The sequence below is a fragment of the Pedobacter cryoconitis genome (assembly GCF_014207135.1).
Taxonomy (GTDB): domain Bacteria; phylum Bacteroidota; class Bacteroidia; order Sphingobacteriales; family Sphingobacteriaceae; genus Pedobacter; species Pedobacter cryoconitis_D.
In genome coordinates this window covers 225,900-242,933 of record NZ_JACHCC010000010.1, presented here as the reverse complement: position 1 = coordinate 242,933, position 17,034 = coordinate 225,900, and the positions used below count along the sequence as shown (strand labels likewise).

The following is a 17,034-nucleotide window of genomic DNA, read 5'->3' as shown; positions in this document are numbered from 1 at the left end:
AGATGGAATATTTAGGGTTTATTACATTTACCCCTGTATCAAGGTAAATGTAATAAATCAAAAAGAAAAATCGAACAGGTTTATCAGAACCACAGTTTCGCGGGCAGATATTTGGCAACCAGATCCTCATAATAAGGCCTGAGTACTTTCCAGTCAGGGGCTACCGCACTTTTAGAGTACAAATCAAAAGGATTAAACAGGTTTACCCATTTGAACATTTCTTTATCGTGTGCATTCATCAGATGCGCATAGGCATTTTCACGGTGCTGAGGATAAAAAGAATGATAACGTAACATATACAATCCCTGTTCAGGCAGATAATCTTTTAACAGATTATAAACATATTCATCATGTCCCCAGGTCATTGTCACCTTATCCAGACCACAACCAGGCTCATATATCCCATATTTTGTATTGTATAAAGGATTAGTCGAATCTGCATTCCCGGCAAAAAACTCAGGGAAAACAATTTTATCCGAATAGGCACAACCGACCGGATAACTATCTCCTACTACCGCCCATTGAGGCTCCCCAAATAAACAGAGTACTTTTCCCATATCATGAAAAAGTCCGGTCAGCACCATCCAGTCAGGATGCCCTGCGGCCCGGATAGCTTCGCTGGTTTGTAATAAGTGTTGCAACTGGTCGAGATCAGTATCCGGATCAGAATCATCAACCAGTTGGTTTAAAAACTCAAAAGCCTCCCATACAGACATTTCCATCCTGTTAAACTTCAAATATTCAGCTCTTTTCTGCTGAACAAAATCATAAGTCTGATTGATATGCTGTAATCTGTAGAACTCCTTTACCGCTGCTTTTTCAGTTTTTTCATAATCTCTGAATGCATCCGCAGCTTTATCCTGGGAAATTGAATTGGGATCAGGATAACGGGACAACAGTGCATCTTCCCACTGATCAAGCGAATCCAATGGATTCAATTTATCTGATTTAGTTACTTTTTCCATGTTAAATTTCCAGTTACATTAAAACAAACACTAATATTCAATAAAGACGAAGACAATTGCCTTATATAAAGATTAAGATTTGTATCTTCAATTCAACCGGTTTCCCTGTAATTATTTACGTTAACGATAAAGTACTCATGGAGAATGTTACCCTCAGAATCCTGGCGGACAAACTAAATTTATCTGTTACAACCGTTTCAAAAGCACTTCGGGACAGTTATGAAATCAGTGAACCCACCAAACAAAAAGTAAGAGAACTGGCAACAGCACTTCATTACACCCCTAACGCCTATGCCAGGAGTTTAAGGACCGGGAAAAGCGAGACTATAGGCGTGGTACTGCCTGAGGTAGCGGATCATTTCTTTGCCCTGGTTATTAACGGAATAGAATCAGTTGCTAAAACAGCCGGATATCATGTACTTATCTATTTAACACATGAAGACTACAACAGAGAAAAAGAAATACTGGAATATATCAGAAAAGGAAGAATAGATGGTTTATTGATCTCAGTTACCAAAGAAACAACTGTCGCAGACCATATCACCAAATTTGCACCAGAAAACATACCAGTAATTTTTTTCGACAGAATGATGGAACAGGTAGAAGTTCCCAAGGTAGTCACCAACGATTTTGAAAGTTGTTACCAGGCTACACAGCATCTGCTGGATAGTGGCTGTAAACAAATAAACCTGTGTACCATTTCCGATAACCTGATCATCAGTAAACAACGGATTGCAGGTTACATAAAAGCACTCCAGGACAACAACATACCTGCCGGTAAAGACAATATTTTGTTTTGCAGGGAAGATGACAACAGCTATACCCAGATTTACAACCTGTTAAAATCAGAAAACAGACCTGACGGCATAATCTCCCTTGTCGACAAACTGACTTTACCTGTCTATATCGCCAGTGAAAAACTAGGTTTAACTATACCCGGAGAGCTAAAGCTCGTCAGCTATTCCAACAATCCATCAGCCGGAATTTTAAACCCATCTTTAACCACTGTTTCCCAGCCCGCATTCCAGATTGGTCAGACAGCGGCAAAACTTCTGATCAGTTCAATGGGATCAAAACGGAACCAGGTACTGAACGAGGTGACAGTCATTCCTTCTAACCTTGTTATCAGGGCCTCTTCCGGCCAAAAAACCAATTAAACACCCTGATTTAATCCAAAATAGTTTTTAGCATTATAATAACAAATATCCTGGATGACCTGGCCTACCCATTGCTCATCATCAGGTAAAAGCCCCTGATCCATATCTGAACCAAAAAGATTGCATAGTATCCTTCTGAAATATTCATGGCGCGAATACGATAAGAAACTTCGTGAATCCGTCAGCATACCTACAAAAGTACCGACTATCCCCATATTCGAAAGCGCATTCAGTTGTCGTTCTATTCCATCCTTCTGATCTAAAAACCACCAGCCAGAACCCAGTTGCATTTTGCCCTTTACCCTTCCGTCTGCAAAGTTACCTATTGTCGTTGCGATCATTTCAAAATCTGAAGGATTCAGATTATAAACTATCGTTTTTGCCAATTGATCAGTCTTATTCAACTGACTTAAAAATGCATTCAGATTTCCGGCATGCCTATAGTCACCGATCGAATCAAATCCAGCATCCGCACCTAACTCATGAAACATCTTTTTATTGTTATTTCTGATAGCCCCCAGATGAAATTGCTGCACCCAGCCCTTTTCATGATACATTTTACAAAGTTCAGTCAATACAAAACCAGCAAAAGCATCAGGATTGGAAAACAAGGCCTGGTCTGATTTTAAGAATACTTTAAATTCCTGCACCAGCTTTGCACTTAAAGCAAATTGTCCGGGTAAAACACTGATTCCGTGATCTGCAATTGAACATTGATGCGCAGCAAAAAAATCAACTCTTCTTTTTAAGGCTTCCAGCAGTGAGTCTATATCTGTAATCTCTATTCCTGCTTTATCTCCCAAAAGTTTAAGATAAGACTTAAACGAACCGGGACTTGTAATCATTAAAACTTTATCTGGTCTGAATGTTGGTTTTACCTTTATTTCGAAACCTTCCTGAGCCAATTGCTGATGATGATTTAAAGCATCACAAGGATCATCCGTTGTACTCAGCATTTCTACATTGAAATTTCTCAAAAGTGAGCGGGCTGAAAACTCATCCTGGAGAAGTAGTTCATTTCCGCGCTGATAAATCTTTTCTGCCGAACCAGTGTTCAAATAAGTTTCAATACCAAATGGATTTTTAAGTTCCATATGGGTCCAGTGAAACAAGGGATTTCTTAAAGTAGAAGGAACAACTCCGGCCCAGGCTTTAAACTTTTCAGCATCACCTGCTTTACCAGTAATCAACTCTTCATCAATCCCCATGGCCCGCATGGCCCTCCATTTATAATGGTCCCCTTTTAACCAGATATCAGTCAGATTCTCAAATTTCCTATCCTCAGCAATCAGTAAAGGAGATAAATGGTTGTGAAAGTCTATCACTGGTAAGTCTTTGGCATAACCATGATAAAGTGATACAGCCTTTTTGTTTGTCAATAAAAAATTCTCAGTAATGATATTACCTTCAGTCATATTAGCTCATTTTCTGTTTATTACCCCTCTAAAAGAGATATTATTTTTGATTCAGCAAGTATTCATTTAAAATTCCAAACTCCAGTCCGCGCAACTCTGCCAAACCCTTTAAACGACCAATTGCTGAATAGCCGGGGTTGGTCTTTTTTCTTAAATCATCCAGTAATTGATGACCATGGTCAGGACGCATGGGAATGCATACTTTATACTTCTGCTGTTGCAGGAAAATCTCCTTCACCACGTTAAACATATCTGCATCCCCCTCTAAATGATTATCCTCATAAAAATCACCCACAGCATTTCTTTTAGTGCTCCGCAGATGGATAAAATGAATCCGTTCCGCAAATTCCCTGATCATTTCTTTCAGATTATTATCAGTACGGACACCTAATGATCCAGTACAGAAGCATAAACCATTATTCAAAGATGGAACAGCCTGAAATAACTTTCTCAGCTGACTGGCAGTACTCACTACACGTGGCAAGCCAAAAATCGGATACGGAGGGTCATCAGGGTGGATAACCATTTTAATTCCCAGTGCATTAGCCGTCTCTATAATTTCAGTTAAAAACTGAATCAGATGGTTACTCAGTTTATCTTCATCTATTCCTTCATACTGATCCAGTGCATGTTGAAACTGTTCCAGGGTAAAACTCTCTTCACTACCTGGCAGTCCTGCAATGATATTCCGCTGCAATAAGATTTTCGCTGCTTCATCAGCACTTTCAAACCATGATTTTCCGCGTCTTATTTCTTCCTCCGAATAACTTGCTGCTGCACGGGGCCTTTTCAGAATAAAAACATCAAAAGCACAGATCGCAGCTTTTTCAAATTTCAGTGCTTTAGCTCCGTTAGGTAACTCGAAAGCCAGATTAGTCCTTGTCCAGTCTAAAACCGGCATAAAATTATAAGTAACTATTTTTACACCGCAAGCCGCAAGATTTCTTAGTGATTCCTTATAATTTGCAATATAGATTTTATAGTTTCCAGATTGGGTTTTGATTGCCTCATGCACAGGCAGACTTTCTACCACATCCCATGTCATCCCTGCTTCTTCAATGAGAGACTGATGTTTCCTGATCTCTTCCATTGTCCAGATCATACCATTTGGCACATGATGCAATGCGCTGACCACACCACTGCAGCCAGCCTGACGGATATCCGCTAAACTTACAGGATCACCCGGACCAAACCAGCGCATCGTCTGGATCATTTTATATATAACAGATTCGCTCGCTATCTTCATTTTGTAATCCCCGAAAAAATAAAAAACATCAACATATACCCCTGCAATTTAGAAAGGGATGCAACTATATTATAACTAAAAAGATAAAAATTATTTATCAAACGTTTGGTACATCATTTCAAACGTTTGAAATCAATCAGGATCCAGCTATCCCCTTAGCCTACCACATCCCTTATAAAAATAATTTATTTTCTTTATATTTAGCCTGATCAAGAATAATGAGTACAAAAACACCTGTCACCCTGAAGTTTCTGGCGCAAAAACTGAATATTTCTATATCCACAGTTTCCAAAGCGCTCAATGATTATCCTACAATCAATGATGACACCAGGAAACGTGTAAAACAACTGGCAGCAGAACTGCATTTCACACCCAATAAATCTGCACTCAATCTACAGGTTCAGAAATCCTACACCATTGGTGTGATTTTGCCTGACCTGATGGACCATTACTTCACCAGGAGTATTTTTGGTATTGAACAGTTTGCAGGTAAACATGGTTATAATGTAATTATCGGACAGTCATACGATGAGCTGCAAAAAGAAATTGATCTCACAAATATGTTCCTGAAGAACCGGGTTGACGGATTGATTATAGCCATCTCCAAAAACACCCAGAATTTTGATCATTTGGATAAATTCAAAAATCTGGGTTTACCAGTTATTTATTATGGCAGAAACCCAAGTTTCAATTTAAGCTGTCATAAAGTATTAAGTAATACTTATCAGGGTTGTTATCAGGCAACAGAATTGCTAATTAAAAAAGGACACCAGAGAATTGCCTATCTGGGTGGTCCGAAAATGATCAGTTTTACACATGACAGGTTTAAAGGCTACATTAATGCCCTGAATGATAACCAGGTTCCTTTCGATGCCAGCCTTGTCGCCTATACCAATTTCGACCAGCAGAATACCCATCAGGCAATTCAAACTCTTTTCTATGATGTAACACATCCCCCGACTGCGCTGATAGCCTTTAAAGAACAGATCTTATTTGATGCTATTAAATACCTCCGTTCAAATAATTATCCAGGCCTGGACCATACAGATTATATCGGTTTCGGGAATATGCCTTTTATCAGTTACCTCGACAAACCACCTTTTGCTTCTATTGAAGAAAACCCGGAATCAATAGGTGACCAGGCTATTAAACTACTTTTACAGCTGATCGATCAGAAGGAAACTGTTTTCCCTTATCAGAAAATCATGATTGATTGTGAATTGGTTATCCATTAAACGACTTCATGCCCGGTAGCTTCAAACAATAACTCCATTGCTTTTGCTTTCAGCTGAAGTGCATCACTTTTTTTCAGAAAATGTTCATCTGAGGTAAACATAAAATCAATCTGCCCCCGAAAGGTTGACGTAGATAAAGTAGATGGGTTGCCAAATGGAAATATGGTTATAGGAGAATATAACCTGTCCAGTACAAACGTCCCGTAATTTTCTTTTATCGCCAGATTCCCCATATTGGAAAAGGTAAAATCATGTGCACCTTTATCTGTTTTGGCATATTTGATGATTTTTGGGAGTAAAGGCAAAAGACTCTCACTGATCATAAATTGTCTGTAGACATCAATCTTACCAATTTTGGTTAATAATTCATTCCTGAATAACCTGGCCATCTCCCAAAGGCCAGTCCCTTTCTTAGCCTTCAGCCCTAATCCTATTGTTACAGGAAAAGCGAATAACATATTATCCTTGATTGTCGGAATAAATTTCCGCATATCCACTGCACAAAAGAGTTTGGTATAAGACCTGATCGTTTCTACGTGAGCAAATGCCTTTAGAAAAACGACTCCCAATGCAGCATTCATAGAAATCCCATCGGTCTTACATTTGAATAATATTGAAGCAGACTCTTGCTTATCTAATCTCCAGTGGATCAGATAGGGATTCTCTCTTTGAATTGCTTTTCTCGATGATCCGATTAACAAAGCCAGTCTGACCATCCTACCAGTCAAAAGGATCAGCAGTTTGTTGATCCGGCTATTTCTATCCCTGTCAGGGATAAAATCAGCTAAAGAAGAAAATGATTCATAAGTGTCCATCTCCATTTCGGGCTGATCCAGCAAATATAAAATTTCTTCCAGTAGATTTAATACCGCCTTCCCATCACATATACAATGGTGACAAGACAGGATCAGGTCTGAGACTGTCTGCGATTTCAACCAGACCATTCTCATCAGCGGGCCCTCCAGCACATCAAATGGAGTCAGGCACTCCCTTGTCATTTCTTCTTGCCAGTCTGCATCAGTATACCTTTCACAAATACGCACAGGTATCTCAGGGATATTATCCAGTGTTACGAAATATGGAATTCCGGACACATCTTCCTGAATATTAACATTTAACAAAGGATGTCTTAATTGTATTTTAGCAAGAGCTGCATGCAGACTCTTTTCATGGATTACACCACATATTTTAGCATTTACAACAGCATTTACTGCTGTATCTCCTCCTGCATACATTGTTCCTTCGATGAGCGTTAATTTTCTTATCATAATTTTCCTGCCTTGATACCTTAAAAATCTTTTAAAGACACTGGAATAACAAGCGTAGAACTACGCAATAATCCAGATTGCAGTATAAAAGATACGATTCGCAACACTAAATTTCACCTCTTATTATATAATTTATTTTGCTAGATTGTGTTTAACTTAAATAACGAACCAACTCTTACAAAAAAATTAACCTTAAATGAAATTTAAACTATTATGCCTTGCCGGGCTAAGCTGCCTGGCCGCCTGCCAGAGTAAACCTGTAGATGAGCATCATTTACCGCCGCCCCTTACCGGTACATGGAAACTGGTATCCAGTAAGGTGACTATCGGCAAAAAAGTAGAGGCTACCTATCCGGTAAAAGGACAAGAGATGATCAAAATCTTTAACGGGAGTCATTTTGCTTTTTTCAAACACGATACAGCACATGGAAAAGTAACAGCTCCGGTTTATGACTCAGGTGCAGGAACTTATACCCTTAATGGCACTGATTATGAAGAACATTTAGATTATTGCAACTACAGGGACTGGGAGAACAAAAGTTTCAAATTTACCCTGACACTAAAGAATGATACTTTAACCCAGAAAGGAATAGAAAAAATTGACAGCCTAAAAGTCAATCAGGAAATTGTAGAAATATATACTAAAGTACGTTAGTGTTTCAATCTCCCGGAAGATTCGCAATTTCCGGGAAATTTGCCCACTTCCTCCATATTCTCAAATTAAAAGGCCAAAAATCAACATACATAATTTTCCTATGTATATAAGAAAATTATATATTTGTATTATGAGTACAACAAACGGAATGTTAAAGGGCAGCCTGCAAACTATCATTTTGAAACTTCTTCAGGAAAATGAGAAGATGTATGGTTACGAGATCACACAAAAAGTGAAAGAAATCACTAATGGAGACATTAAACTTACAGAAGGTGCCATGTATCCCTCTCTTCATAAAATGGAAGCTGATGGTATGTTAAGTACCAGTACCGAATTAGTGGATAACCGGGTTCGTAAATATTATGCGCTCACTAAAGAAGGTCAGAAAGAAGTAGAAAATAAATTACAGGAAGCCCAGAGTTTTATCGGAAACTTACAATTACTGCTTAACATCAAACCGAAGTTGTCATGAAGTTAACCGCACAGCAACAGCTCGAAGTACGTCAGCATCTTTTAGGTCTGTCTCTTACCGAGAATACATTTGACGAGCTATATGATCACCTGATTACTTCAATGGAACAAAAACCGGCATCTGCTAAATTCAATATGGCAGAAGTTAAACAAATGATCGATACAGAGTTTGCTGATATGATCAATACACCGGAAGAAAAAAGGGCCTATCACCGTATCAATACCTTCACTGGCTTTATACTGTTTGGTATTGCGTTGTTGACCTATTGGCTTACCATGGAACCTACGGCAAGTTTTTACGATTGCGGAGAGTTCATTTCTATTGCTAATAAACTACAGGTTGGTCACCAGCCAGGGGCTCCATTATTTTCAATGATTGGTAAATTATTCAGCCTACTTGCCATGGGTGATAAAACTAAGATTGCCTACTGGATCAATTTCAGCGCAGTTCTTTCCAGTGCTGCGACAATTATGTTTCTCTTCTGGACGATCACAGCCCTTGCAGCCAGGGTCTATAGAAAAGAGAGAATTAAAACCAGGACCTTCAGTATTATTGCTGCAGGTGCTATTGGTGCCCTGGCCTACACTTTTTCTGATACTTTTTGGTTTTCAGCAGTAGAATCAGAAGTTTATGCCCTCTCTGCCCTGTTTACCGCTGTTGCATTCTGGGCTATTCTCAAATGGGAAAGCGAGATGAACAACAGATGGCTTGTTTTTATTGCTTTTATAGTCGGGCTTTCCATCGGTGTTCATTTACTCAGCTTACTCACCATTCCTGCAATAACATTGGTTTATTACTTTAAAAAAGCAAAGAAAGCCACTACTCTGGGAACAATTAAAGCCTTTTTGATAGGTTGTCTCATCGTTGGGATCGTCCAGTTTATCCTGATTCAGTACTTTGTATTGTTTGCATTTGAATCTGATTTACTGTTCGTAAATACTTTCGGACTTCCTTTTGGTGCTGGCGGGCTCACTTTTATCCTCCTTTTTGCGCTGGGGATTTATCTGGCAATTAACTATTCCATCCGTCGCAAGCTGTACAATCTTAACCTTGGCCTGCTTTGCCTGGTATTTATTCTCTTCGGTTTCAGTTCTTATTTCATGCTCCTGATCAGAGCGGACGCAAAAACCAATATCAACTTAAGTAACCCTGACAATGCTTATTCCCTGTATAACTATTTGGGGCGTATAAATTACGAAGCTGCACCATTAATTTACGGAAAGACTTTTGATGCCCAGACTGTTGAAAACAAAGAAACCGGAGACACCTATAGAAAAGGTGCGGCACAATACGAAGTATCCGGTAAAACTTATCAAACTACTTATGATAAAAACCTCTTTTTCCCGAGAACTTACAGTCAGAAAACCGGTCATCCTCAGTTCTATCAGCAATGGTTGAATATGAGCCCGGGACAGACCCCAACATTTCTACAGAACCTTAATTTCTTTGCTTCCTGGCAAGTTGGATTTATGTACTGGCGTTATTTCCTATGGAATTTTGCAGGCAGACAAAATGATGTTCAGGGACAAGGTGGTGTCGAAAACGGCAACTGGATTTCTGGTATCAAACCACTGGATACCTTACGTCTGGGTAATCAGTCTGACCTGCCATTAAGTATAACCACAAATGCAGCACATAATGTATATTACTGTTTCCCGTTCCTTTTTGGAATAGCCGGACTAATCTGGTTATATCGCCGGAACAGACAGGCAGCCATAGTGGTGATGACCCTGTTTTTCTTCACAGGACTCGCTATCATTCTCTATCTCAACCAGGATCCCTTACAGCCCCGTGAAAGAGATTATGCCTATGTAGGTTCCTTTTATGCCTTTGCAATCTGCATCGGTTTCGGCGTCCTTGCCCTGAAAGAAATCCTGGCTAAAGTTGCGCATCAGAAGCTGAGCCTTATTATTGCTACAGGGATCTGTCTGCTCACAGTTCCGGTACTGATGGGCATACAGGGATGGGATGATCATGACCGTTCACATAAATACACTGCTGCTGACTGGGCAAAAAACTACCTGAACTCCTGTGCCCCGAATGCTATACTTTTCACCAATGCTGATAATGATACTTTCCCTTTGTGGTATGCGCAGGAGGTTGAGGGGTTCAGAACTGATGTAAGAGTAATCTGTATGCAGTTTCTGCCCGACAGTGATTTTATTAATCAATTGAAGAAAAAGATGAATCATTCTGCTCCCTTACCCATCACCATGGTCCAGGCAAAATATAAGGCAGGAGTCAGAGATTATCTTCCCTATGTTGATTATGGACTGACCGATAGTGTTGAACTGAAAGATCTGTTAACCGTCATGACTTCTGACAATAAAGATGACATGGTACAAATGGCGGATGGTTCATATATGAACTTTCTACCCACCAAAAAGCTGAAACTAACTATAGATCCGGAGCAACTGGTTAAGACAAAAACCATCACCCCGGCTCAAAAGGCAAATGTAACCCCGGCAATGGAATGGAATTTTAATAAATCCTACGCCAGTAAAGGTGATCTTGCGCTGTTTGACCTGTTAGTTCATAATAACTGGGAGCGTCCTGTCTATTTTGCGACCTCCGTATCAGAAGATACTTATGCAGGTCTTGATCAGTATCTTTACCTGGAAGGATATGCCTATCGTCTGCTGCCTTTTAAAACTTCAGCAAATGATACCAGGGACAAATCTGAGAAAACAAATTCTGATGTCATGTACACCAATGTCATGAATAAGATGGATTATTCCGGATTTAAAAAAGCATCATATCTTGATCCTGAATCGAGAAGAATCGTTAATTCAACCTGGAACTTTAATAATACACTGGCCAGTAACCTACTCCTGGAAGGGAAACCAGCACAGGCGAATCATATTATGCAGAAAAGTTTAAGAGACCTGCCACTCAAAAATTATTCCGTCAGAGATACTCTGGACAGAATTTATACAATTCAAAACCTCTATGCATTGAATCACCTGGAACAAGCTAACCGCCTGACTAAAGAAACCTCAGATTTTCTGGCTCAGGAGTATAACTATGTATCTACCCTGACACCAGAATTTCAGCGGGCCTATTTACAAAATACCAGATTGAGTTTATATGTATTAAGTGGTTTAGATAAAATAACAGCTGGTTATCATCAGAAAGAACTTAACCAATTGATTAAAAGTCTGTTTCACAAGATGGCCGATGAGTCCGGAATAAGAAGTTAAATCATAAATTGAAAAGGGGGACTTATCTTATCGATAAGCCCCCTTTTTGGAGAAGAATAGCTAATTACATTTCTAATATGACTAATTCTTCCTTTTCTTCCACAGCCTGGGGAGTTGCTGTAGCCTTACTTTTGGCGAGCTGATCTACCCTGTACATTAAACCTATGCTGATCAGAGAAACTGCTACAACCACATAACCAATAATGTCGTAATGTTCTATCGGACTGAATTTAGTCTGCTGAACAACAATCATCCCTGCTATTGCAGCAGCTATCCCACCGGCAATCTGTTGCATGGATGCATTGATACTCATAAAAGCACCCCTGTCTGCCATTTCAGGAATAGCACTTGTTAAAGCAGAAGAAGGTACCATCCGGCTCATCACCCCGATCATCATTAATATGTTAAGACCAATGACAATCCAGAATGGGGTTACGGACAAATTCGTGTAGGCAACACAAATAATCATTGTCCAGACAGAAGCGACAGTGAAAATTCTGAACTTACTGATCTTGTCACTTAACCTGCCGATTAAAGGCATAATCACCAATGAGCTCAATCCCGAAATCATAAATAATACAGGTAATTCCTTAGCTGATACATGCAAATTATTAACGGCGAATACACTTCCGAAAGGCATCATCATAAAACCACCGATAGAGAGTACCGCTGTGGCCGCAAAACCAACCCTGTAGTTACGTTTTGATACTGTATGCCAAAGATGTTTAAATGCAGAACGGTCATGCTGCAAACTCAGGTGTTTGTTCAACGGTTTTAAGACCGCAACAATTAAAATCGCAATCATTACAGCCACACCTGCAACCATGACAAAAGGAGACTCCCACCCCCATTGATTCGCAATATATAAACCAATCGGGATCCCCAGCACCTGGCTCGCACCAAAGCCCATTTGTATAAAGCCCATTACCCGGCCTCTTTGCTGCAAGCTAAAAAGGTCAGTAATAATGGCCATAGAAATAGATCCGATCACACCACCAAAAAGCCCGGTAATAATACGTGCAGCGACCAAAGCTTCGAAAGAAGTAGCCAGACTGCATAAAAAGGTTCCTACTATAAAACCTGTGTAAAAGAATAACAGCAATTTTTTACGGTCAAAGCGATCTGCAAAACCCGCTGTTAATAAACCCGATATACCTGCACTGAATGCATAGGCTGAAACTGCAATCCCAAAAGAGGATGGTTTCATATTCAGTGATTTGATCAGCATATCTCCCAGTGGAGACATCACCATAAAATCAAGTATAACGGTAAATTGTGTCATGGCCATCATAAAGATTACGATCTTCTGATAACCGGTAAAAGGGACGATTTTTTGAGTTTCCATAATTTATTTTAATTCAGTGCACATATAGCCCTGATGTTGGACCAGTTCGATGACCTGTTCATGTCTGAGTTTATAAGAGATAATTCTCAAAACATAATCTTCATCATCGAGATCCACATTCCATTGTTCGATGTTTTTGTTTTTGTCCAGTACAGGTTGTAAAACCTGTTTATCCTCTTCAGATCTGATATCTGTTTTGAAAAGAAGGATATGATCGAAATTTTCCATTTCTGTAATTCTTAATTATTGAGTTCATTTTTTTAAACCTTTTACTACTAAATCAAAAGCTTGCCATAACATCTTATCATTCATTTTAAATGGTTTACCGCCTATACTTTCTCCTTCATTGTTAAACTTAACCAGAGCATATAAAGGTGCAAAAGCGACAGACCAGTAGACTTCTAAAGGCATAGCCATGATCTCACCACGTGCAACTATATTCTCACTGAATTTGGTAAAAGGCTCATAAGCATCTGCCTTAAACGTAGCAAGGAATTGTTCCTGATAAGGAGAAGTTCTCAGTTGTTCGTAAAAGAGACTGATTGTCGGGTTATCAATCATATACCGGTAGCGGTTTTCCCATTGCTGGCGTAAACCTACCTCAAATGAGGTTTCCGGATCAAAATTATGCAGCATTGACTGCCCCATCAGATGCCCATGCTCAGTTGCCAGCTGAGAAAGAAGATCATGTTTATCCTTGTAGTATATATAGATTGTAGCTACGGAAATGCCACAGGCCTTAGCTAATTTATTTACACTAAAACTCTCAAAACCACCCTTGCCGATAATTTCTATCGCTTTCTGTTTAACCAGGTTTTCTTTATCTATATCTCTTGCACGCATAATTTAAAATTGATGGTCAAATATAAGTGAATATTCATTCATTTATGATTGAATTATAAAATATTTATATAAGTATAAAAAACAGAACCTCATAGGTAGTTATAGGATCAGTTTAATATCTTTGCAGTGTCTACATCACATCAATGAAAAAAGTTCTTAAAATTTCCGGCATAAGCATTGCCGTCATCATACTTCTGGTATTATTGGTCCCCTATTTAATACCGGGTACAATCTCTAAAGAAATACAAGACCGGATTAACCAGAATATCAATGGTAAAGTTCAGTTTGAAAGTACCAGTCTGTCTTTCTTCAAACATTTCCCATCTCTAACCCTCAGTCTGAATAACTTCACCTTAAAAGGCTCTGCTCCCTTTGAGAAGGAAACACTGATCCAGGCTAAAGAATTGTCATTCCGTTTAAACCTGAGCACCATATTTTCCAAGCAAGTGAAGATTGATCAGATTTTTCTGGATCAGGCCGACATCAATATTAAAGTAGATGAAAAGGGAAATGCGAACTACAATGTCTATAAAAGCAATAATGGTCCAAAAACGGCACAGGATAGCAGCAGCTCTACAGCCATAAAAATTGACGGGATATATATCACTAAAAGTAACCTGATCTATAATGATAATTCCATCCCGATGAAAGTCAATGTCAAAGGGTTGAATTATTCTGGTAATGGTGACCTCAGCAAGGATATTTTTGATCTGAAAAGTAATGCAAAAATTGACACACTGGATCTGTATTATAATAATGAGCCTTATTTACTCCATAAAAAGCTTGATGCTAAACTGGTGACTAAAATCAATACAAACTCGCTGGACCTGATGTTCAATGAGAATGATTTGAGGATCAATACCCTGCCTATCATTTTCGTAGGGAAATTTTCTTTTCTGAAAGACGGATATGACATCAATTTTAAAACCAAAGCTAAAGAAACCGACCTGCATAATATTTTTACGGTATTGCCTCCGTCTATCGCAAACCGGATGCAAAAAACGACTGTTAAAGGTTATGCCGAAATCAATGCTTCTTTAATTGGAAAATATCTGGCAAAGAGCAAAACTATGCCTACCCTTTCCTTTAATATCAAGGTCCGCGATGGTCATATTACCAATCCTAAGGCTCCCCAGGCTATTAGTAACCTCTATCTGAATCTGCATATGAAACTGCCCAGCTTAAATCCAGACAGTTTGTATATTGATATGGATAGCCTTCATTTCAATATGGGCAAAGACTATGTAAGCTCGATTGTTAGACTCAATGGCTTAAAAAAGCCTAAAGTCTTTATCAACACCCGTTCCAGTATAGATTTAGCCAATTGGGGGAAAATATTTAGTGTAAATAACCTGAGGGGTGTTTATACCATAGATCTGCAGGCCGACGGTCAGTTTACCAAAAAGGTAGTGCGTAGTGGGATCAGACAAGTAGATACTGTGAATGTTATCCCGAAGTTTACTTTAAAATCTTCTATGCGTAATGGTTATTTTAAATACCCTTCTCTTAAAGCCCCGATAGACAAAATTAATTTCAATATCAATGGGCATAACAGCGACCGAAACTATAAACATACCGAACTGGATATCAGTGAAATCAATTTACAGGCATTAAGTAATTATATCAGAGGTTCAGCTAAAATCAATCCTGGCAATATGGCTATAGCCGTACAGCTTAAATCAATGATCAATCTGGCCGAAATCAAGGATTTCTATCCTCTGAAAGATCTTGAACTAAGTGGTAACCTTAACATGGACGTACAAAGTAAAGGAGTCTACAATAAGGCCAGAAAGATATTCCCGGTAACCGCAGCTACTTTCACCCTGGCCAACGGAAGAATTAAAACTGCCCATTTTGATCAGCCTTTGGAACAGATCGTCATGGATGGTACCCTGATTAATAGGGATGGTACAATGAAAGGTACCCAGTTAAATATCAAACCTATTTCCTTCCTGATGGCGGGTCAGCCCTTCATGCTGAAGGCCGCTATCAAAAATTTCGAGAATGTATCCTATAACGTTACCTCAAAAGGAACCATCGATATCGGAAAAATGTATCAGTTTTTTGCTGTAAAAGGCTATAATGTAAAAGGTACAATCTTTACCGATCTGTCGCTAAAAGGTTTACAGAGTGATGCTACTGCCGGAAGATATGAAAAATTGAATAACAAGGGACGTTTAATCGTCAATAACATCACTTTGCAGTCAGATCTGTTCCCGAAATCATTTTTCATCAAAAACGGTGTCTTTTCTTTTGCACAGGATAACATGAAATTTGAAAAGTTCAATGCCAGTTACGGAAAATCCGATTTCACTATGGATGGTCAACTGGGAAATGTCATCAATTACGCACTGAACACAAAAGCTATACTTACAGGAAATTTCAATTTTCAGAGTAAAAGCATTTTTGCAGACGAGTTGATGGTGTATAATACGCCTAAACCGATCCCTGGCGCCCCTGCCGGAAGTAACGGAGTAATTTTGATTCCGGCGAACCTGAACGTGACCTTATCTGCCAATGCAGGTACAGTTTATTATAATGATCTGCAGATCAAAAATGCAAAAGGAAATGTTGCTTTAAATAATGGGACATTAACCCTAAACCAGACCAGTTTCAATCTGATCGGCGCTGCTGTAAATATGGATGCGACTTATAAAAGTATAACTCCTAAGTCTGCTACATTCGATTATCACATTACTGCTAAAGAATTTGATATCGCCAAAGCCTATAAGGAGATCAAAATCTTCAGAACCTTAGCTACTTCAGCTTCAAAAGTTAAAGGAGTTGTAGGCCTGGATTACCAGTTATCCGGAAAATTAAATCAGGACATGATGCCTGTGTATCCATCTTTAACAGGTGCCGGAGTACTTTCGCTGAAGAAAGTTAGTCTGAGCGGATTTAAAATGATGAATGCAGTTAGTCAGGCTACCAAAAGAGATAGTCTAAGTAATCCGGATCTCCATGATGTACAGATTAAATCTACAATCAGCAAAAATATCATCACGATAGAAAGATTTAAAATGCGTATCGCAGGTTTCAGGCCTCGTTTTGAAGGGCAGGTAAGTTTCGATGGCCGGTTAAATATGAGTGGAAGATTAGGTTTGCCACCCTTTGGGCTGATCGGTATTCCTTTAACCATTACCGGTACACAGGATAAACCAATCATCACACTGAAAAGGAACAAAGAGGCTAAACTCGAAGAAAAAGAAGACGAAACGCCGTAAAAATAACAG

13 protein-coding genes are annotated in these 17,034 nt (G+C 39.1%); 6 read left to right on the top strand and 7 right to left on the bottom strand.

Translation table 11 applies throughout. From position 1 onward, the window contains the following. Positions 1–83 precede the first annotated feature (83 nt). Positions 84–965: an inositol oxygenase family protein gene (locus HDF25_RS19225; RefSeq protein ID WP_184627765.1), complete on the bottom strand. Its 882-nt coding sequence runs from the start codon at positions 963–965 to the stop codon at positions 84–86. Between the two features lie 137 nt (positions 966–1,102). Between HDF25_RS19225 and HDF25_RS19220 the strand changes: the two genes are divergently transcribed. Next, a complete protein-coding gene (locus tag HDF25_RS19220) occupies positions 1,103–2,122 on the top strand; it encodes a LacI family DNA-binding transcriptional regulator (protein WP_184627763.1) in 1,020 nt (339 codons plus the stop codon). On the opposite strand, the gene uxaC is transcribed toward HDF25_RS19220, so the two are convergent. Then, a complete protein-coding gene (uxaC, locus tag HDF25_RS19215) occupies positions 2,119–3,537 on the bottom strand; it encodes a glucuronate isomerase (protein ID WP_184627760.1) in 1,419 nt (472 codons plus the stop codon). The two genes, HDF25_RS19220 and uxaC, sit on opposite strands and share 4 nt — an antisense overlap. A gap of 40 nt (positions 3,538–3,577) precedes the next feature. Then, positions 3,578–4,783, bottom strand: a complete 1,206-nt coding sequence (gene uxuA, locus HDF25_RS19210; protein ID WP_260409412.1) for a mannonate dehydratase — start codon at positions 4,781–4,783, stop codon at positions 3,578–3,580. Between the two features lie 218 nt (positions 4,784–5,001). Between uxuA and HDF25_RS19205 the strand changes: the two genes are divergently transcribed. Further along, a complete protein-coding gene (locus HDF25_RS19205; protein ID WP_184627758.1) occupies positions 5,002–6,018 on the top strand; it encodes a LacI family DNA-binding transcriptional regulator in 1,017 nt (338 codons plus the stop codon). Here HDF25_RS19205 and HDF25_RS19200 read toward each other — a convergent pair. Further along, positions 6,015–7,286 (bottom strand): condensation domain-containing protein, encoded by a 1,272-nt coding sequence (locus HDF25_RS19200; protein WP_184627756.1) that lies wholly within the window; start codon positions 7,284–7,286, stop codon positions 6,015–6,017. The two genes, HDF25_RS19205 and HDF25_RS19200, sit on opposite strands and share 4 nt — an antisense overlap. A 196-nt stretch (positions 7,287–7,482) precedes the next feature. Here HDF25_RS19200 and HDF25_RS19195 point away from each other — a divergent pair, with 196 nt between their 5' ends. From HDF25_RS19195 to HDF25_RS19185, 3 genes are all read left to right on the top strand, one after another. After that, positions 7,483–7,941, top strand: coding sequence for a hypothetical protein (locus HDF25_RS19195; protein ID WP_184627754.1), 459 nt, complete (start codon positions 7,483–7,485; stop codon positions 7,939–7,941). A 130-nt stretch (positions 7,942–8,071) separates the two neighbouring features. Continuing rightward, on the top strand, positions 8,072–8,413 hold the full coding sequence (locus HDF25_RS19190) for a PadR family transcriptional regulator (protein ID WP_221450958.1): 342 nt from the start codon (positions 8,072–8,074) through the stop codon (positions 8,411–8,413). Further along, on the top strand, positions 8,410–11,613 hold the full coding sequence (locus tag HDF25_RS19185) for a protein O-mannosyl-transferase family (protein WP_184627750.1): 3,204 nt from the start codon (positions 8,410–8,412) through the stop codon (positions 11,611–11,613). Before HDF25_RS19190 ends, HDF25_RS19185 begins: the two co-directional genes overlap by 4 nt. 64 nt (positions 11,614–11,677) lie before the next feature. Here the strand turns inward: HDF25_RS19185 and HDF25_RS19180 are convergent, their stop codons facing one another. From HDF25_RS19180 to HDF25_RS19170, 3 genes are read right to left on the bottom strand one after another with little or no spacing between them, the layout of a single operon-like run. Continuing rightward, a complete protein-coding gene (locus HDF25_RS19180) occupies positions 11,678–12,958 on the bottom strand; it encodes an MFS transporter (protein ID WP_184627748.1) in 1,281 nt (426 codons plus the stop codon). A gap of 3 nt (positions 12,959–12,961) precedes the next feature. Continuing rightward, complete coding sequence (locus tag HDF25_RS19175; protein WP_184627746.1) at positions 12,962–13,186, bottom strand: hypothetical protein; 225 nt, start codon at positions 13,184–13,186, stop codon at positions 12,962–12,964. Between the two features lie 24 nt (positions 13,187–13,210). Next, the gene (locus HDF25_RS19170) at positions 13,211–13,801 is read right to left on the bottom strand and encodes a TetR/AcrR family transcriptional regulator (protein WP_184627744.1); all 591 of its coding nucleotides are present in this window, start codon (positions 13,799–13,801) and stop codon (positions 13,211–13,213) included. A gap of 143 nt (positions 13,802–13,944) precedes the next feature. On the opposite strand from HDF25_RS19170, the gene HDF25_RS19165 reads away from it, so the two are divergent. Beyond that, the gene (locus tag HDF25_RS19165; RefSeq protein WP_184627742.1) at positions 13,945–17,025 is read left to right on the top strand and encodes an AsmA family protein; all 3,081 of its coding nucleotides are present in this window, start codon (positions 13,945–13,947) and stop codon (positions 17,023–17,025) included. The last annotated feature ends 9 nt before the right edge of the window (positions 17,026–17,034 follow it).